Raw genomic sequence first — 16,652 nt, 5'->3', positions numbered from 1 at the left:
CGTGAGAGTCGTCATCGCCCCTGACTCCTTCAAGGAGAGCCTCGGCAGCCCCGCCGTCGCCGCAGCGCTCGCCCAGGGCTGGCGCGAGGGTGACCCGTCGGCGACCGTCGTCGAGGTCCCCATGGCCGACGGCGGCGAGGGCACCGTCGAAGCGGTGCTCGGCGCCACCGGTGGCACGCGGCGCGCGCTCGAGGTGCCCGACCCGCTCGGGCGCCCGGTCGCCGCGACCTACGCGCTGCTGCCCGACGGCCGGACGGCTGTCGTCGAGGTCGCCGCCGCCACCGGCCTCGCGCTCGTCGAGCCCGGGCTGCGCGACGCCGGACGCGCGTCGTCCTACGGCACCGGCGCGCTCCTCGCCCGGGCCCTGGACGACGGCGTGAGCAGCGTCGTGCTGGGGCTGGGCGGGAGCGCGTCGACCGACGGCGGTGCCGGTCTGTGCCAGGCGCTGGGCATCCGGCTGCTCGACGACCGGGGCGAGACGATCCCGCCCGGTGGCGACGGGCTCGCCGAGCTCGCGACCGTCGACCTGTCCGGGGCTCATCCGCGTCTGCGGGAGGTCGACCTCGTCGCCGCGTGCGACGTGGACAACCCGCTGTGCGGGACCCGCGGTGCCGCGGCCGTCTTCGGCCCGCAGAAGGGTGCTGACCCCGCGGACGTCGACCGGCTCGACGACGCCCTGCGTCGTCTGGCTGACGTGGTGCAGCGCCACCACCCTCGCGCCGATCCCGAGGTCGCCGGTGCAGGGGCCGCGGGCGGCATCGGCTTCGCGGTCGTCGCGCTGCTCGGAGGGCGCCTCGCGACCGGAGTCGACCTCGTCGCGCAGGCCGTCGGGCTCGAGGACCATGTGCGTGGCGCCGACCTCGTCGTCACCGGCGAGGGGCGGCTCGACGGTCAGAGCCTGTCCGGCAAGACCCCCGTCGGGGTGCTGCGCGTCGCGCAGCGGCACGGGGTGCCGACGATCGCGGTCGCCGGTCAGCTCGGCCCTGACGTGGATCGGCTCGTAGACGCCGGCGTCACCGCCGTCTTCGCCGCCGCCCCCGGCCCGGTGACCCTGGAGCAGGCGATGGCGGACGCCCCGCAGGACCTGCGTCGGCTCGCCCGCCAGCTCGCCGCGACCTGGGCCGCGGCCAGCATGTCCTGACCGGGTCGGGTCAGCCCACCTCGATGCCGAAGGGGGTGAGCAGCCCCACCGCGCCGACGAGGTCGACCTGCAGCCCCGCGACCTCGTTGTCGCGCGGGTCGAGGACGTAGCCGTGGCTGCCGCGCAGGTCGGCCTCGCGCAGATCGGCCCGGATGACCCGGGTCCCCCGCAGGTCGCAGTCGTCCAGCCGGGCACCGCGCAGGACCACGCCGTCGAGATCGGCCTCTACGAGCGAGCAGCGCTCGAACCTGGCGCCGGTGAGGTCCGCGCCACCGAAGGAGCCGAGGTCGAGCCGGCAGCCGGTCCACGTGCTCGGGTCCGGCGAGATGGTCAGGCGGGCCAAGGAGCTCCAGGCGGTGCCGAGGGCCCGGACGTCGACGAGACGGCAGCCGTCGAGGACGGTGTCCGGCAGACGGGTGCCCGAGAGGTCCACCCCCTCGAAGGTGCAGTCCTCGAAGCGGCACCGCGCGACGACCGCGTGCGCCCAGACCGAGCCGGTGATGGTGCACCCGACGAAGGTCACCCCTTCGAGCCGCTCCTGCTCCGCGAGGTCCCCACGGAGCTCCTCGTCCTCGACGAGGTCCCGTCCTGCCAGCAACTCGTGCAGCCCGCTCATGCCGGCCACGCTACGGCGTGGGACAGGATGGCCGCATGGCGTGGACCCGGACGACCTCAGCCCAGCTCGACCTCCCCCCGGCCCAGGTCTGGTCGGTGATCTCGGACCTCTCGCGCTGGTCTCGGTGGCAGCCGGCGGTGTCCGGGGCCAGGCTCGACGGGCCCGTCGCCGTGGGTGCCACCGGCTCGTACTCGCTGAGCAGCCGGGCCTTCCGCGCCCTGCACGAGCGCACCGCGCCGCCGCTGCAGGTCACCGCGCACGAGGAGGGCCGCGTCCTCGAGATCAGCCAGCCCAACCCGACCGGGGAGATGCGGGTGCGCTGGATCCTCGACGCGGTCGACGACGCGACCCGGCTCGAGCAGGTCGTCTCGGTGCACGGGGCGATGACCCCGGCCGTCGTGCTCGGCGTCGCCGGCGCGCTGGCGCAGGACTTCTCGACGACCGCCGCCCGCCTCGCTCTCGAGTGCGGCCTCTCCCCCGACCCGTCGCGGGTGAAGGTCGTCGTCGCGGGCGGGTCCGGGGCGCTCGGCCGGCTCCTCGCCGGCGACCTGCTGCGCCACCGGCACGAGGTCGTCCTGCTCACCCGGTCGCCCGACGCCTCCCTGCCGTACCGGCAGGTGCAGTGGGACGGCCGCACGGTGGGCGCGTGGGCCGACGAGCTCGAGGCGGCCGCAGATGCCGGCGTGGCGCTCGTCAACCTCGCCGGCCGTCTCGTCGACGTGCGTCCCTCCCCTGCGAACATCGCCTCCTTGCGCACCTCCCGCGTCGAGCCCACCCATGCCCTCGTGAGCGCCAGCCAGCAGCTCCAGCGCCCGCTCGTCAGCTGGCTGCAGGCCTCGACGACCGCCATCTGGTCCGACAGCGGCGAGGAGCGCATCACCGAGACCACCCCGCTGCCCGCCGACGGCGGTCTGCCGCAGATGACCGGGGTGGCCCAGCCGTGGGAGGCGGCCGTCGACGGAGCACGCGCCGAGCACGTGCACCTGCTGCGCACCTCGATCGTCCTCGACCGCGACGCCCCGGCGCTGCAGGTCCTCGCCCGCCTCACGCGGGCCGGTCTCGGCGGGCGGGTCGGGTCCGGGCGGCAGTGGTTCAGCTGAATCCACCGCGACGACTGGGTGCGGGTCGCCCGGGCCGCGCTCGGCCTCGAGCCCGGCACGACGCTGCCCGACGGACCGGTCGTCGCCGCCGCGCCGGAGCCGGTGCGCAACGCCGAGCTCATGGCCGCCCTGCGCCGGGTGCTGCACCGGCCGGCGGCTCCCCCGACCCCGGCCGCCCTGCTGCACGTCGGGGCGGTCGCCCTTCGCTCCGACCCGGCGCTGGCCCTCACCGGCCGGCACTGCACCTCGCAGGTGCTCGCCGACGCCGGTTTCGTCTTCGAGCACCCCCGTCTCGACGACGCCCTCGCCGAGCTCTACCGGGGCTGACGCCCCGGCACCCTGCCGAACGACGACGGCCGCCGCTGCCCGGGTGGGCGGCGGCGGCCGTCGTCGTGGTGAGGCGGGTCAGTCGCGCGTCAGGCGACGGTAGGTGACCCGGTGCGGGCGGGCCGCGTCCTCGCCGAGGCGCTCGACCTTGTTCTTCTCGTAGGCCTCGAAGTTGCCCTCGAACCAGTACCAGCTCGCCGGCGACTGCTCGGTGCCCTCGTAGGCGAGGATGTGCGTCGCGACGCGGTCGAGGAACCACCGGTCGTGGCTGATGACCACGGCGCAGCCCGGGAACTCGAGCAGGGCGTTCTCGAGCGAGCCGAGGGTCTCGACGTCGAGGTCGTTGGTGGGCTCGTCGAGGAGCAGCAGGTTGCCGCCCTCCTTGAGCGTCAGCGCGAGGTTGAGACGGTTGCGCTCACCACCGGAGAGCACCCCGGCCTTCTTCTGCTGGTCCGGGCCCTTGAAGCCGAACTGGCTGACGTAGGCGCGGCTGGGGATCTCGACCTGGCCGACCTGGATGTGGTCGAGACCGTCGGAGACGACCTCCCACAACGACTTCTCCGGGTCGATGCCGCCGCGGCTCTGGTCGACGTAGCTGATCTCGACGGTGTCGCCGATGTCGACGGTGCCGGAGTCGGGCTGCTCGAAGCCGACGATGGTCTTGAAGAGCGTCGTCTTGCCCACGCCGTTGGGGCCGATGACTCCGACGATGCCGTTGCGCGGCAGGGTGAAGCTCAGGCCGTCGATCAGGACGCGGTCGCCGAAGCCCTTCGTGAGGTCGCGGACCTCGATGACCTTGCTGCCCAGGCGCGGGCCCGGCGGGATCTGGATCTCCTCGAAGTCGAGCTTGCGGGTGCGCTCGGCCTCCGCAGCCATCTCCTCGTAGCGCTGGAGACGGGCCTTGCTCTTCGTCTGCCGCGCCTTGGCGTTGGAGCGGACCCACTCGAGCTCGGAGGCGAGGCGCTTGGCGAGCTTCGCGTCCTTCTTGCCCTGGACCTGCAGACGCTCCTGCTTCTTCTCCAGGTAGGTCGAGTAGTTGCCCTCGTAGGGGTAGAGCCGGCCGCGGTCGACCTCGGCGATCCACTGCGCGACGTTGTCCATGAAGTACCGGTCGTGCGTCACGGCGACGACGGCGCCGGGGTACGCGGCGAGGTGCTGCTCGAGCCACAGGACCGACTCGGCGTCGAGGTGGTTGGTGGGCTCGTCGAGGAGCAGCAGGTCGGGCTTGGAGAGCAGCAGCTTGCACAGCGCGACGCGACGGCGCTCACCACCGGACAGGACGGTGACGTCGGCGTCCGGCGGCGGGCAGCGCAGCGCGTCCATCGCCTGCTCGAGCTGGGAGTCGAGGTCCCACGCGTCGGCGTGGTCGATCTCCTCCTGCAGCGAGCCCATCTCGGCCATGAGGGCGTCGAAGTCGGCGTCGGGCTCCGTCATCTCCTCGGAGATGGCGTTGTAGCGGTCGAGCTTGGCCTTGATCTCGCCCAGGCCCTCCTCGACGTTGCCGAGGACGGTCTTGTCCTCGGTGAGCGGCGGCTCCTGCAGGAGGATGCCGACGGAGGCACCCTTGGCCAGCTGCGCCTCGCCGTTGCTCGGCTGGTCCAGCCCGGCCATGATCTTGAGGATCGTCGACTTGCCGGCGCCGTTCGGGCCGACCATGCCGATCTTGGCGCCGGGGTAGAACGACATCGTGACGTCGTCGAGGATGACCTTCTCGTTGTGCGCCTTGCGGGCACGGGTCATGGTGTAGATGAACTCGGGCATGGTGCCAGGCTATCGGCCTGGCACCCCGCGCCCGAATCCGCCGACCGCCCCGCTCACGCGCTCTGCGCGACCGGCTCCTCGAGCACCTCCTGCTCGTCGTCGCCCTCGGGCCCGGAGCCCTCGTGCTCGTGCCGCGCATCGCCGATCTCGCCGCTCAGCCGGTCGACGAGCCCGACGCCGGGGACGGCCTCCTCGCCGCCGAAGCCGGCCTCGACGACGTCGCTCTCGTCGCGCACCGGACGGGAGAAGACCGTCTGGCCCCACAGCAGGTCGTGACCGACGTGCATCGCCTCGACCTCGACCGAGGTCCCGTAGCTCTCGTCGGAGCGCTGGTACTGACGCACGCGCTGGCGGCCGACGACGACCACCGGCTCACCCTTGTGCAGCGCCGTGCGCGTGTTGACGCCGAGCGCCCGGTAGGCGGCGACGTTGTAGAAGGAGGTCGGCCCGTCCTCGAAGACCCCGTCGCGGGTGCGCCGCCGCTCGCTCGTCGCGAGCCGGAAGGTCGTGAAGACCTGGCCCGCTCGCGTCGTGCGGGTCTCGGGGTCGGCGACGAGCCGGCCGGTGATCGTCACATAGGTCTCGTACATGTCGTGCCCTCACTGCTCGAAGTGGTCCGTGCACGCCCACTGTCCGGCGGTGCACCCGGACGCACCACGGGCCGCCGTCCGGCTGTGGACGGCGGCCCGGGCGAGAGCGGGGCTGTGGACGACTACCGGGCGTGGGCCCGGGCGACCGCCTCGCGAGCGCGGCGGTGGCGGGCGAGCACGGCTCGCACCGGCTCGACGACGACGCGGTCGGCGACCTCGCGGATCGCCTCGCGCAGCCGCTTGTCCGCGGCGGCACCACGCCGTCGGGCCCCGGCCCGGGCCATGACCCGCCCGAGACCGGCGACGAGCAGGCCGCCGATCAGCCCCCCGACGAGCAGGACGAAGGGGGTGGCGAAGGGCCCGATGTCGTAGGTGGGCAGGTCCGGCAGCTGGAGCCAGCCGGCCACCGCGATGACGACGAGCCAGAGCAGCCCGACGACCGCCGCCGCGGCGAGGAGCAGCTGCAGCGCCCCGAGCAGCCCCCACCACAGCGGGTCGCGCCCGCGCAGCGAGGTGCGCAGGACCGACTGGTCGAGCTCGTCGGCGAGACGCTCGTCGTAGGGCGCCGCCGCATCGGCGACGGCGTCGGCCCAGCGCGTCGGCAGGCCCTGCCCGGCGTGCTCGCCGAGCCGGCGAGCAGCGAGGTCGACGGCGGCGCGGGCCGAGCGGGTGGGTGGCGGGATCGAGGAGCGGCCGAGCACGGCGCGCACGTCGGCATCGGTGATGCCGGCCTCGGCGCGGTCGAGGCGCAGCCGCTTCAGCGGCGCGGCCCGCAGCCCTTGCACCCACCGGGTGAGGGGCCAGCCCGTGCGAGCCGCGGACTGCATGAGGTAGTCGCGCTCGACGGCGGCGACGACGGTGGGCACGCCGGCGGCGCGGGCCAGCGCGTCGACGAGCTCGCCGGAACCGAGCCGGTCGACCTCCACCTCGCGCTCCCCCACCGAGGGGGCGAGACGACGGGCGCTGTCAGCGAGGTCGAGACCGAGGCGGTGGCGGCTCGCGTCGGCCGCGGCGACGGCGACGTGGAGCCGCTCGCCGAGGGCGTCGATGCCCTCGCCGGTGCGGGTCGAGGTCGCGATGACCTTCGAGCCCGGGATGCCGTCGCGCTCGAGCAGCCGGGCGAGGTCGGCGGTCACCCGGGCGACCCCGTCGCCGCGCAGGCGGTCGGCCTGGTTGAGCACGACGATGGTCACGGCGCCGTACTCGCGCAGCACGGCGACGTACTCGTCGTGGAGCACCGCGTCGGCGTACTTCTGCGGGTCGGTCACCCACACGAAGACGTCGACGAGCTCGAGGACGCGGCGGGCCTCTTCGCGGTTGGCCGACTCCCGCGAGTCGAAGTCGGGCAGGTCGAGCAGCACGAGCCCCTCGAGGTCGTCACGCCCCTGCACCGTGTGCCGGCGGCCGACGCCGAGCCAGTCGAGCAGGTCGCCGACGGGCTCCTCGCCCCAGACCGCAGCAGTCGGCGTCGAGGTCGTCGGGCGGCGCATGCCGGCCTGGGCGACCTCCTCGCCGACGAGCGCGTTGAAGAGCGAGGACTTGCCCGAGCCGGTCGCCCCGGCGAGCGCGACGACGGTGCGACCGCCGACGAGACGGGTGCGCTCGTCGACCTTGGCGCTCACCTCGCGGGCACGCGCCGACGCCGTCGGGTCGAGGAGGTCTCCCCCTTCGTCCAGCGCCTCGCGCAGGCTCGCAGAGCGCTCGCGCAGCTCCTCGACCGACAGCGCCCTCGCCCTCGACCGGCCCGGCAGCAGCGGGCTCATCGCGCCGCCCGCACGGCCTCGGCGGCCTGGCCCAGCCGGCGGACCTGGCCGTCGGAGATCGTCATCGCGCCGAGCGCCTGCTCGTAGCGCTCGCGCTCGGCGGCGTAGATGCCCTGGACGCGCTCGAGGAGGAGGACGCGGGCCTTCGTCGACATCTCGCGGACCGCCTGGTCGCCGAAGATCGCCTCGAGGACCTTCTGCGCGACGGCGGTCGTCCCACCGGCGATGGCGACCTCGGGGGCGACGAGGACACCGCCGGTGTGGGCGAAGCTCACGAGCATGAGGAAGAGCCCGATCCCGTTGACCCCGTAAGCGGCGATCCGGGCGTTGGTGCGACGGTTGCTGCCCTCGGCGCGCACGATGTCGAGCACGTCGCCCTGCCAGTCGCGCACCGCCCGCTCGATCTGCTCCTGCAGGTCGGCGGAGGAGCGGGCGAGGTCGGGGCGGGCGTCGAGGAGCGCGGGCCCGGCCTCGGTGCTGCGCCAGCGCCGGGCGACCGTCGCGGCGGCGGCGTCGGCCTCGGCCTGCACGAGGGTGGCGACCCCGTCGTGGAGGGCCTCGTCGAGCGGCTTGGACGGGGCGGGGGCGCCGCGGAAGGCGGCGCCGATGCGGTCGCGGACGCGCGAGACGCCGGCCTCGACCTTCTTGAAGAGCTCGCCGGTGCCGACGAACTCCTGCCAGCGCGCGAGGACCTCGCCGCGCAGCAGCTGGCCGTCACTCATGCCGTCCTTGACCTGCTCCTCGGCCTTGTCGTACGCGGCGAAGGCCGCTCCCTTGAGGTCGAAGACCGCGCTCTGCTGCGTCGACAGGGCGGCCACGAGCTCGTCGGTGCGGGTGTCGAGCGAGCGCAGCGCGCCGTCGAGGGTCTGCCGGATGACGATGGTGCGGGCGCGCTGGTCGCCGGCGAGCGCGCCGAGCCACGAGCGCAGCCGCGCGATGTCCGGCTCGGGGATGAGGCCCGCGCGGTCGAGGTCGACCTCGGGCACGGTGAAGACCGGCGAGGTCTCCAGCCCCTGCTCGCGCAGCATCTCCACGAGGTGGCCGCGCACCTCGCCCATCGCGGCCGGGTCGACGCGGTCGAGGACGATCGCGACGGCGGTGCCCCGCTCGGAGGCCTGGCGCAGCAGCTCCCACGGCACGGCGTCGGCATAGCGGGCGGCGGTCGTCACGAAGAGCCAGAGGTCGGCGGCCTGGAGCAGCTGGGTGGCCAGGCTGCGGTTCGCGGCGACGACGGAGTCGATGTCGGGGGCGTCGAGGAGCGCGAGCCCCGCGGGCAGGGTGTCCGAGGGGACGAGCCGCACGGTGCCCGGCTGCGGGTCGGAGGGCGAGCCGGTGACCCGGGCGAGCGACGGCAGGACCCGGGCGTCGCGGAACCACCGCTCGTCACCGGGGTGGTGGATGAGCACGGGGCTCGTCGTCGTCGGTCGGATGACGCCGACGGCGCTCACCTCGCGGCGCAGGACGGAGTTGACGAGGGTTGACTTGCCGGCGCCCGTCGAGCCCCCGACGACCGCGAGCAGGGGCGCGTCGATCGAGGCCAGACGGGGGATGACGTAGTCGTCGAGCTGGGCGAGCAGCGCAGCCCGGCCCTCGCGGGCGGCGTCGGTCGAGGGGATGTCGAGGGGGAGCTCGGCGCGCTCCACCTCGTCGCGCAGGACCCTGACCTGAGAGAGGAGGTCGCTGCTCGGGAGCCCCTGCGCGGGGGGTGTGGCGGCCATGGCCCAAACCTAGCCCAGTAGCCCCCCTTCGCCCCGCACGGCACCGTCGCTGACCTGCGCGAAGGGGGACGCCGCCCGGCGTCTCCCGGCTCGCCCCCGCGAGCGGGTGGGCGACGCGGTCGGTCCGGTGCGCCCGCGTCGGGGACACTGGGGTGACAGCAGTGGCAGCACGAAGAAGGAGTCAGCCATGACCGAGGGAACCGTCCGCTGGTTCGACACCGAGCGAGGGTTCGGCTTCATCGCCCTCGCAGACGGGGGCGAGGACCTCTACGTCCACGCCTCCGAGATCGTCGGTGGCGACGGCACGAGGGTGCTCCGAGAGGGGCAGGTCGTCGAGCTCGAGATCGGCGAGGGCGACCGCGGCCCGCAGGCGCGCCGTGTCCGGGTGACCGCAGACCAGGCCGCAGACGCGCTCGGCGTCCTCGGCACCGTGGCCTGGTACGAGCCCGCGAAGGGGTACGGCTTCGTCACGCCCGACGGGGAGAGCACCGAGGTCTTCGTGCACAGCTCGGCCGTCCTCGGGGGCGGCGTGCTCTCCGAGGGCATGCGGGCTGCCTTCTTCGTCGTCGAGGGCGAGAAGGGCCTGCAGGCCGAGAACCTCATCCCCCTGGGGGCGCAGGCCGGCCGCGAGGCCGGGCCGTCCGACGGCGCCGACGGCACGGTGTCCTGGTACGACGACGACAAGGGCTTCGGCTTCATCGAGCCGGACACCGGCGGTGACGACGTCTTCGCGCACGTCCGGTCGCTGGCCGACGGGCTCCCCGGGCTCGTCGAGGGCGACCGCGTGGCCTACGAGGTCGTCGAGGGCGACCGGGGCCCGCAGGCCCGCGACGTGCGCCTCGTGCGCGAGGCGCCGCGCAGCGCACCCCCGCGCAACGCCCCGCCGTCGCGTGGGCGCTCGGACGACCGGCGCGGCTCGGACGGCCCCCCGGCACGAGGTGGCGAAGGGGTCGTCGCACGCTACGACGACGAGCGCGGCTTCGGCTTCATCACGCCCGACGCGGGAGGCGCGGACCTCTTCGTCCACGTCTCGGTGATCCGCGGCGCCGACCCGCTGCGCCCCGGTGACCGGGTGCGCTACCAGGTGCGCCAGAGCGACCGCGGGCCTCAGGCGGACCGCGTCGAGCTCATGTGACCGAGTCGGTGGTGTCCCAGCGGCGCTCTCACTGCGTTCGAGCACCTGTTGACTTCTGCCAGGCGCGCTCGGCGCAGCCCGCAGAGCGGGCTTGCGCCCAGCGCCCCCGCGGCGCTCTCACGTCGTTCGAGCACCTGTTCACCTCTGCCTGAGTCGCTGCCGTTCCAGACCGCGTGCGGTCTGGAACGGCAGCGCCCCCGGCAGGACTCGAACCTGCGACCTCGGGATTAGAAGGCCCTTGCTCTGTCCAGCTGAGCTACGGGGGCTCGCGGGCGTGCCCGCGCGAGGGTCAGTGTACGAGCGCGGACGACCTGCCATGATGCGAGCCATGGTCCTGCGTGTGAGCCTCGCCGAGACGGAGGTCGTCGACGACCCCGCCCTGCGGGACCTCCTCGACGACGCCGAGCGCGCGCGGGCCGACCGCAAGCGCGCGCCCTCCCCCTTCGTCACCGCCCACGCCCACGTCCGGCGCGTCCTCGGCGACCTGCTCGGCGTCGACCCGGCGTCCCTCGCCTTCGACCGCCACTGCCCGACGTGCGGCTCGACCCAGCACGGCAAGCCGACGATCGTCGGCCACCCGCAGTGGTCGTTCTCCTTGTCCTACACAGACGCCCTAGCCGTCGTCGCGGTGGCCCAGGGGCCCGAGCTCGGCGTCGACGTCGAGCACGTGACGGAGGCCGACTTCGGCGGCTTCGCCCAGGTGACGCTCGCGCCGGAGGAGGCCAGCGGCTTCGCCGGGCACGAGGGCGAGGCGCTGCTCGCCGCCCGCGCCCAGGTCTGGGCGCGCAAGGAGGCGATCCTCAAGGCGACCGGTCACGGTCTCGTCGTCGACCCCACCGAGGTCGTCGTCACCGGGCCGGACGAGGCCCCGGCGCTCACCGACTGGCGGGCCCGCGAGGAGCGACCCACGGCCGTGACGCTCGCCGACGTCGTCCTGCGCTGCCCCGACCACCGGGCGAGCGTCGCCGCGCTCACCGACGAACCCGTCGAGGTGGTCACCCTCCCCTGACCGAGATCAGCGGATCGGGCCCTCTGCGATCAGCGGATCGACATCCCGGCGAACTCGCGACGGCGGGCGGTCATCGAGTCCAGGAGCACGCGCTCCTTCGAGATCGACGCGTCGTCGACCCGGTGGTTGTGCATCCGGGCGCGCAGCAGCGCCAGCTCGGAGGCGGTGTCCTGGAAGGCGCGCATCGAGCTCAGGCTCTGCGGACCGCCGTTGAGCTTGGCCCACGTGCGCGCCTCACGCCGCTGACGCATCGAGGACAGCATCGTCACCTCGCCGGGGGCGAGCCAGCCGGTCTGCACGTAGGGCTGGAGGAAGTGACCGATGATCCGGCCCTCGCGACCGCGCGCCCACACGATGAAGATGATGAAGGCGATGAGCAGCAGGAAGCCCACGCCGTAGCCGAGGACGAAGCCGATGAGCCCGTTGCTCGCCGAGAGGTTCCACCCGGCGTGGAGGAGCACCGCGGCGCACCAGCCGACGAAGGGGGCGACGACCTTGACGGCCGTGCTGCGGGTCGACGCGGCCAGGCCGACGCCGATGCCGGTCATCGCCGTGAACATCGGGTGGCAGAAGGGAGACATGACCCCGCGCAGCACGAAGATCGTCGCGAAGGCCTCGCCGCCCATCTCGGAGTAGCCACGAGCGAGGTAGAGGATGTTCTCGGTGAAGGCGAAGCCGGCCGCGCACAGCCCGGCGTAGGTCACGCCGTCGGCCAGGCCGTTGAGCTGGTTGCGCCGGAAGATCAGCATGACGACGAGGAAGAGCCCCTTGAAGGTCTCCTCGACCAGGGGTGCGACGACGACGGCGCCGACCGTGTTGGCCGAGGTCGCGTCGAGCGAGGACGCGACGACGACGGTGGCCGCCGTGTTGAGGACGATGGAGGGCAGCGTGGCGGCGAGCGCTCCCCAGAGGAAGGCGACGAGCAGGTAGCGCCACGGCTCGGCCTCGAAGCGGTCGAGCCACAAGAAGATCGGGATGACGATGCCGAGCGGGATGATCGCGAAGAGCAGGCCGAGCAGGGTCGCGATGACCCCGAAGCTCAGCGAGAAGTACGCGGCGAACATCAGCGCGATGACCGAGAAGGCGGTCGCGATCAGCCCGCCGATGACCCAGCGGCGCACGCCCGGGCGCACAGTCGGGTTGTGCTGGGCCTGCGCGGTGACGTACTGCGGGTCGTAGTGCTGCTGCACGGGCTGCTGGTGGCCGCGCTGCTCGTAGCCCCACGCCTCCTTGAGCGGCTTGCTCCAGTGCTCCTGGGGCTCGGAGTACGGCTCGACCCAGTCGTGCTGGCCGTGCTGGGGCGCGGGCGGGCCCGGGCGCGACGACACCGGCGCGGGGGGACCGCTGCGGGCTGGCGGGCCGCTCGGTGCGGGCGGGCCGGAGGGCGCGGGCGGGCCGGAGGGGGCGGGCGGGCCTCTGCGGGCGGGCGCGCCGGGGGCCGGGGGCTGCCCGGTGGGGGGCTGGGGGTGCCCGCCCGACGGGGGCTGCTGCGGCCAACTCATGCGCGAAGGGTAGTCGAGCCCGCCGACGGCGCCCCGGGCCGCGCCGACCCCAGTGGCTAGAGTCGTCGCGTGACCTCCGATACGCCCGCCCCGTCCGCCCGGTCGACGAACGACCGCATCGTCTGGATCGACTGCGAGATGACCGGGCTGTCCCTCGAGCACGACGCGCTCGTCGAGGTGGCGGCGCTCGTCACCGACTACGAGCTCACGGTGCTCGGCGAGGGTGTCGACGTCGTGGTCCGCCCGCCGGAGGCAGCCCTGGCCCAGATGGGTGACTTCGTACGCGAGATGCACACGAGCTCGGGCCTGCTCGACCAGCTCGCCGAGGGCACGACCCTGCAGGACGCCCAGGAGCAGGTCCTCGCCTACGTCCGCGAGCACGCGCCCGAGGCCCGCAAGGCCCCGCTCGGCGGCAACACCGTCGCGACCGACCGCGGATTCCTCGCTCGCGACATGCCCGAGCTCGATGGGCACCTGCACTACCGGATCATCGACGTCTCCTCGATCAAGGAGCTCGCCCGCCGCTGGTACCCCCGCGCCTACTTCGCCTCCCCCGAGAAGCAGGGCGGCCACCGCGCTCTCGCCGACATCACCGAGTCGATCGCCGAGCTGCGCTACTACCGAGAGGCCGTCTTCGTGCCCCCGCCCGGCCTCGACAGCGAGACCCTGCGCGGCATCGCCGCCCGCCACCAGGTCGGCTCGCCGCAGGCCTGATCGGTCGGCCCCGCCGACGTCGGACGGGGTCTGCACGAGACGCACGAAGGGGACCCGGTCGGCTCGACCGGGTCCCCTTCGTCATGGGGTGAGTGACGGGGCTTGAACCCGCGACCCCCGCGACCACAACGCGGTGCTCTACCAGCTGAGCTACACCCACCACGACCTGCTGGGCGGAGCGCCCAGCACGACGGCGACGATCCTACCTGCTCGTCAGGGGTGCTCCGACCACCCCCTCGCAGGCGCCTGTCAGGGGCCTCGGGCAGGATGGTCACGTGACCTCAGCTCGCGCCGTCATCTCGCCCACCAGCGCCCTGCGCGCCGCCCTCGTCGCCTGCGTCGCCGCGGTGCTCGCCCTCGCCGGCGCGCTGCCCGCCTCGGCCCACGCGGCGCTGGTCCGCTCGAGCCCGACCTCGGGCTCGACGCTCACGGCGGTGCCGCCGGAGGTCGCGCTGACCTTCAACGAGTCGATCGACCCCCAGTTCACCTCGGTGAGCGTGAGGTCCGGCAGCACGACGGCGAGCACGGGCAAGCCCACGGTCGAGGGCCCGACCGTCTACCAGTCCCTCGACCCGCGCATGGACGAGGGCACGTACACCGTCTCCTACCGCGTGACGAGCGCCGACGGCCACCCGGTGTCGGGGTCCTACACCTTCACCTACAAGTCTTCGGGCGGCGAGGACCCGGAGCCCTCCGGCAGCTCGACCTCCGAGCCGTCGACGACGTCGAGCACCAGCGAGCCCTCCACCTCCTCGACGAGCGAGCCGTCGAGCAGCTCGACGAGCGAGCCCTCCTCGACCTCGACGACGACGTCCAGCTCGTCCTCCTCCAGCTCGACGCCGAGCACGTCCGACACCCCGAGCAGCAGCTCGACGACGACCCCGAGCGAGACGACGACGGAGCCCAGCACGACGAGCTCGAGCCCCTCGACCGACGAGCCTGTCGAGAGCACCGCGGACGGCGCCCAGGACGGCACCCCGTGGTGGGTCTGGCTGCTCGTCGCCCTCGGCGGGCTGGCCCTGCTCGGCGCTCTCGTGGCCTACCTGCGAGGTCGCAGCGAGCGCCAGGACGACGAGTACGACTTCCGCGACGACGACCTGCGCTGACCGCGAGGAGGCAGGGCCCGCAGCCGATTTCACCCTCCGTTGCACCGGTGCTACTGTCTCTTCTCGCGCGCCATTAGCTCAATTGGCAGAGCAGCTGACTCTTAATCAGCGGGTTCGGGGTTCGAGTCCCTGATGGCGCACCACACCCGAAGGGCCCCGGTCGACGACCGGGGCCCTTCGCCGTCTCGAGCAAGGACGTCACGACCCGCTTCCCCGACCCGCAGCTGCTATCGATGCAGGCGCAGCCGAGCGGGGTCCGGGTGGCGATGACGACGACCGCCGGGGTCGTCGAGCTCGTCACCCACCCGACACGGACCGCCTACCGCGGGCTGCCGCGCCCACGCGGTCAGGTCGACCTCGTCGTCGACGGCGCTCTCGTCGCCACGGACGAGCTCACGGGCGGCGACACCGTGCTCGTCGACCTCGCGACGCGCAGCACGCAGACGAGCGCGGGCGAGGCGCACGTGTCGCGCTTCGAGGGGCTGCCGGCCGGGGAGAAGCGCGTCGAGCTCTGGCTCCCCCACAACGAGGTCGTCGACCTCGTCGAGCTGCGCGCCGACGCCCCGGTCGCCCCGGTCGAGCCCGTCGGGCCACGCTGGCTGCACCACGGCAGCTCCATCAGCCAGGGGTCGAACGCGACCTCCCCCGCGCGGACCTGGCCCTCGTTCGTCGCCCGCGGCGCCGGGGTCGAGCTGCGCAACCTCGGCCTGGGCGGCAGCGCCCTCGTCGACCCCTTCATGGCGCGCGTCATGCGGGACACCCCGGCCGACCTCGTCAGCGTCGCGCTCGGCATCAACGTCGTGAACGGCGACGTCATGCGGCTGCGCTCCTTCGTGCCCGCCGTGCACGGCTTCCTCGACACGATCCGCGACGGCCACCCCTCGACGCCGCTCGTCCTCGTCACCCCGATCCACTGCGGGATCCACGAGGACACGTCCGGCCCGGGTGCCTTCGACGTCGAGCGGCTGCAGCGTGGTGAAGTGGGCTTCGTCGCCACCGGTCCGGTCGGCGGCGACGAGCTTGGCCGGCTCACCCTGCGCCGCGTGCGCGAGGCCCTCGCGGAGGTCGTCACGCGCCGGGACGACCCCCACCTGCACCTCCTCGACGGGCTCTCGCTCTACGGCGAGCAGGACGAGGCCGAGCACCCGCTCCCCGACGCCCTCCACCCCGACACGCGGACCCACGAGGTCATCGCCACCCGCTTCGCAGAGCGCGTCTTCGGCGAGGGCGGCCCCTTCACCGGCGAGCGCTGACCCGAGCACGACGAAGGGCCCCGGTCGGCTGACCGGGGCCCGTCGTGCTCCCCCCTCGCGCTGGTGGGCGAAGGGGTGAGCGCGCCTACCAGCGGTTGCGGCGGCTCGAGATGATCTTCAGCGCGACGACACCGACGACGAGGGCGGCGGCGATCGCGACGCGGTCGGTGCGCAGCTGTCCGTCGGGGGTGCGGGTGGCGTTGTAGAACGACGCCTTCGCCGACTCCTTCTGGCGGGCGACGACGTTCTTCGGGGCGGCGCGGTCGGCCAGCTCGTCGATCGAGCGGGCGAGGCGATCGCGCAGCGCCGAGATGTCGTTCTCCAGGGCCGTCTGGCTCGGGGTGGTGTTGCTCATGTCAGGCTCGTCCGTCCTTCTCGCGGTGACTTGCGGTCAAGTATGGGGGCTGCGTCAGGCGGTCTGGAGCCCGAGGTCACGCTGGATCTTCGCGACGTGGCCGGTGGCCTTGACGTTGTACATCGCGTGCGTCACCTCGCCCTGCTCGTCGACGACGACGGTCGAGCGGATGACCCCGGTGACGGTCTTGCCGTAGAGCTTCTTCTCGCCGTAGGCGCCGTAGCGGGTCATCACCTCGCGGTCGGGGTCGGAGAGCAGCGTGATCCGCAGGTGCTCCTTCTCGCGGAAGGTCGCGAGCTTGTCCGGGCTGTCCGGCGAGATGCCGAGGACCGTGTAGCCCTGGTCCTGCAGGACGTCGATGCGGTCGGTGAAGTCGCACGCCTGCGTCGTGCAGCCCGGCGTCATCGCGGCCGGGTAGAAGTAGACGATGACCTTGCGACCGCGCAGGTCGGACAGCGTGACCTGCTTGCCGCGGTCGTCGGTGAGGGTGAAGTCGGGGGCGGCATCCCCGGGGCTGAGTCGTGCGGCCATCGGCCGTCTCCCTTCGCTAGGTGCAACAGAA

16 protein-coding genes and 3 tRNA genes are annotated in these 16,652 nt (G+C 73.5%); 9 read left to right on the top strand and 10 right to left on the bottom strand.

The window, feature by feature from the left end:
* The first annotated feature begins 1 nt into the window (after position 1).
* On the top strand, positions 2-1,141 hold the full coding sequence (locus L6241_RS08690; RefSeq protein WP_368245786.1) for a glycerate kinase: 1,140 nt from the start codon (positions 2-4) through the stop codon (positions 1,139-1,141).
* A 10-nt stretch (positions 1,142-1,151) separates the two neighbouring features.
* On the opposite strand, the gene L6241_RS08685 is transcribed toward L6241_RS08690, so the two are convergent.
* The gene (locus L6241_RS08685) at positions 1,152-1,757 is read right to left on the bottom strand and encodes a pentapeptide repeat-containing protein (RefSeq protein WP_368245785.1); all 606 of its coding nucleotides are present in this window, start codon (positions 1,755-1,757) and stop codon (positions 1,152-1,154) included.
* 35 nt (positions 1,758-1,792) lie between these two features.
* On the opposite strand from L6241_RS08685, the gene L6241_RS08680 reads away from it, so the two are divergent.
* Positions 1,793-2,857 carry an SRPBCC family protein gene (locus tag L6241_RS08680; protein ID WP_368245784.1) on the top strand — a complete coding sequence of 355 codons (1,065 nt, stop codon included), beginning with the start codon at positions 1,793-1,795 and terminating at the stop codon, positions 2,855-2,857.
* A gap of 18 nt (positions 2,858-2,875) precedes the next feature.
* Positions 2,876-3,184: a DUF1731 domain-containing protein gene (locus L6241_RS08675; protein WP_368245782.1), complete on the top strand. Its 309-nt coding sequence runs from the start codon at positions 2,876-2,878 to the stop codon at positions 3,182-3,184.
* A gap of 78 nt (positions 3,185-3,262) precedes the next feature.
* Here the strand turns inward: L6241_RS08675 and ettA are convergent, their stop codons facing one another.
* The 4 genes from ettA to L6241_RS08655 all read right to left on the bottom strand — a co-directional run bounded on the left by ettA (position 3,263) and on the right by L6241_RS08655 (position 9,016).
* Complete coding sequence (ettA, locus tag L6241_RS08670) at positions 3,263-4,945, bottom strand: energy-dependent translational throttle protein EttA (protein ID WP_191682323.1); 1,683 nt, start codon at positions 4,943-4,945, stop codon at positions 3,263-3,265.
* A 53-nt stretch (positions 4,946-4,998) separates the two neighbouring features.
* Complete coding sequence (locus L6241_RS08665; RefSeq protein WP_068273702.1) at positions 4,999-5,535, bottom strand: single-stranded DNA-binding protein; 537 nt, start codon at positions 5,533-5,535, stop codon at positions 4,999-5,001.
* 122 nt (positions 5,536-5,657) lie between these two features.
* Positions 5,658-7,298: a GTPase gene (locus L6241_RS08660; protein WP_368245780.1), complete on the bottom strand. Its 1,641-nt coding sequence runs from the start codon at positions 7,296-7,298 to the stop codon at positions 5,658-5,660.
* Entirely contained in the window at positions 7,295-9,016 is a 1,722-nt protein-coding gene (locus tag L6241_RS08655) for a dynamin family protein (RefSeq protein ID WP_368245778.1), read from the bottom strand. The genes L6241_RS08660 and L6241_RS08655 overlap by 4 nt, the downstream gene beginning before the upstream one ends.
* Before the next feature lie 187 nt (positions 9,017-9,203).
* Here L6241_RS08655 and L6241_RS08650 point away from each other — a divergent pair, with 187 nt between their 5' ends.
* A complete protein-coding gene (locus L6241_RS08650) occupies positions 9,204-10,151 on the top strand; it encodes a cold-shock protein (protein WP_368245776.1) in 948 nt (315 codons plus the stop codon).
* A gap of 192 nt (positions 10,152-10,343) precedes the next feature.
* Here L6241_RS08650 and L6241_RS08645 read toward each other — a convergent pair.
* Positions 10,344-10,417 (bottom strand) — tRNA-Arg (locus tag L6241_RS08645).
* 62 nt (positions 10,418-10,479) lie between these two features.
* Between L6241_RS08645 and L6241_RS08640 the strand changes: the two genes are divergently transcribed.
* Positions 10,480-11,160 (top strand): 4'-phosphopantetheinyl transferase superfamily protein, encoded by a 681-nt coding sequence (locus L6241_RS08640; RefSeq protein WP_368245774.1) that lies wholly within the window; start codon positions 10,480-10,482, stop codon positions 11,158-11,160.
* A 29-nt stretch (positions 11,161-11,189) separates the two neighbouring features.
* Here L6241_RS08640 and L6241_RS08635 read toward each other — a convergent pair whose 3' ends face one another.
* Positions 11,190-12,488, bottom strand: coding sequence for a PrsW family intramembrane metalloprotease (locus tag L6241_RS08635; protein WP_368245772.1), 1,299 nt, complete (start codon positions 12,486-12,488; stop codon positions 11,190-11,192).
* A 243-nt stretch (positions 12,489-12,731) separates the two neighbouring features.
* Between L6241_RS08635 and orn the strand changes: the two genes are divergently transcribed.
* Positions 12,732-13,376: an oligoribonuclease gene (orn, locus tag L6241_RS08630; RefSeq protein ID WP_083968574.1), complete on the top strand. Its 645-nt coding sequence runs from the start codon at positions 12,732-12,734 to the stop codon at positions 13,374-13,376.
* A gap of 84 nt (positions 13,377-13,460) precedes the next feature.
* Here the strand turns inward: orn and L6241_RS08625 are convergent.
* Positions 13,461-13,536 (bottom strand) — tRNA-His (locus L6241_RS08625).
* A gap of 115 nt (positions 13,537-13,651) precedes the next feature.
* Between L6241_RS08625 and L6241_RS08620 the strand changes: the two genes are divergently transcribed.
* From L6241_RS08620 to L6241_RS08610, 3 genes are all read left to right on the top strand, one after another.
* On the top strand, positions 13,652-14,482 hold the full coding sequence (locus tag L6241_RS08620; protein ID WP_368245770.1) for a copper resistance protein CopC: 831 nt from the start codon (positions 13,652-13,654) through the stop codon (positions 14,480-14,482).
* A gap of 67 nt (positions 14,483-14,549) precedes the next feature.
* Positions 14,550-14,625: transfer RNA gene (locus tag L6241_RS08615), tRNA-Lys, on the top strand.
* Positions 14,587-15,735 (top strand): GDSL-type esterase/lipase family protein, encoded by a 1,149-nt coding sequence (locus L6241_RS08610; RefSeq protein ID WP_368246070.1) that lies wholly within the window; start codon positions 14,587-14,589, stop codon positions 15,733-15,735. The genes L6241_RS08615 and L6241_RS08610 overlap by 39 nt, the downstream gene beginning before the upstream one ends.
* Before the next feature lie 85 nt (positions 15,736-15,820).
* Here L6241_RS08610 and L6241_RS08605 read toward each other — a convergent pair whose 3' ends face one another.
* Together L6241_RS08605 and bcp are read right to left on the bottom strand one after the other, a co-directional pair.
* Positions 15,821-16,090: a DUF3618 domain-containing protein gene (locus L6241_RS08605; protein ID WP_068273690.1), complete on the bottom strand. Its 270-nt coding sequence runs from the start codon at positions 16,088-16,090 to the stop codon at positions 15,821-15,823.
* 54 nt (positions 16,091-16,144) lie between these two features.
* Positions 16,145-16,621, bottom strand: coding sequence for a thioredoxin-dependent thiol peroxidase (gene bcp, locus L6241_RS08600; protein ID WP_368245768.1), 477 nt, complete (start codon positions 16,619-16,621; stop codon positions 16,145-16,147).
* Positions 16,622-16,652: the final 31 nt, after the last annotated feature.

The organism is Janibacter sp. Y6 (genome assembly GCF_040900765.1).
Lineage (GTDB): Bacteria > Actinomycetota > Actinomycetes > Actinomycetales > Dermatophilaceae > Marihabitans > Marihabitans melonis.
This window is presented reverse-complemented; position numbering and strand designations above follow the sequence as displayed.

Bases quoted from the DNA above. Each gene is read 5' to 3' on its own strand.
- L6241_RS08685 (WP_368245785.1), bottom strand. From the start codon at position 1,757: ATGAGCGGGCTGCACGAGTTGCTGGCAGGACGGGACCTCGTCGAGGAC.
- L6241_RS08660 (WP_368245780.1), bottom strand. From the start codon at position 7,298: ATGAGCCCGCTGCTGCCGGGCCGGTCGAGGGCGAGGGCGCTGTCGGTC.
- L6241_RS08665 (WP_068273702.1), bottom strand. From the start codon at position 5,535: ATGTACGAGACCTATGTGACGATCACCGGCCGGCTCGTCGCCGACCCC.
- L6241_RS08605 (WP_068273690.1), bottom strand. From the start codon at position 16,090: ATGAGCAACACCACCCCGAGCCAGACGGCCCTGGAGAACGACATCTCG.
- bcp (WP_368245768.1), bottom strand. From the start codon at position 16,621: ATGGCCGCACGACTCAGCCCCGGGGATGCCGCCCCCGACTTCACCCTC.
- L6241_RS08650 (WP_368245776.1), top strand. From the start codon at position 9,204: ATGACCGAGGGAACCGTCCGCTGGTTCGACACCGAGCGAGGGTTCGGC.
- L6241_RS08680 (WP_368245784.1), top strand. From the start codon at position 1,793: ATGGCGTGGACCCGGACGACCTCAGCCCAGCTCGACCTCCCCCCGGCC.
- ettA (WP_191682323.1), bottom strand. From the start codon at position 4,945: ATGCCCGAGTTCATCTACACCATGACCCGTGCCCGCAAGGCGCACAAC.
- L6241_RS08655 (WP_368245778.1), bottom strand. From the start codon at position 9,016: ATGGCCGCCACACCCCCCGCGCAGGGGCTCCCGAGCAGCGACCTCCTC.
- L6241_RS08640 (WP_368245774.1), top strand. From the start codon at position 10,480: ATGGTCCTGCGTGTGAGCCTCGCCGAGACGGAGGTCGTCGACGACCCC.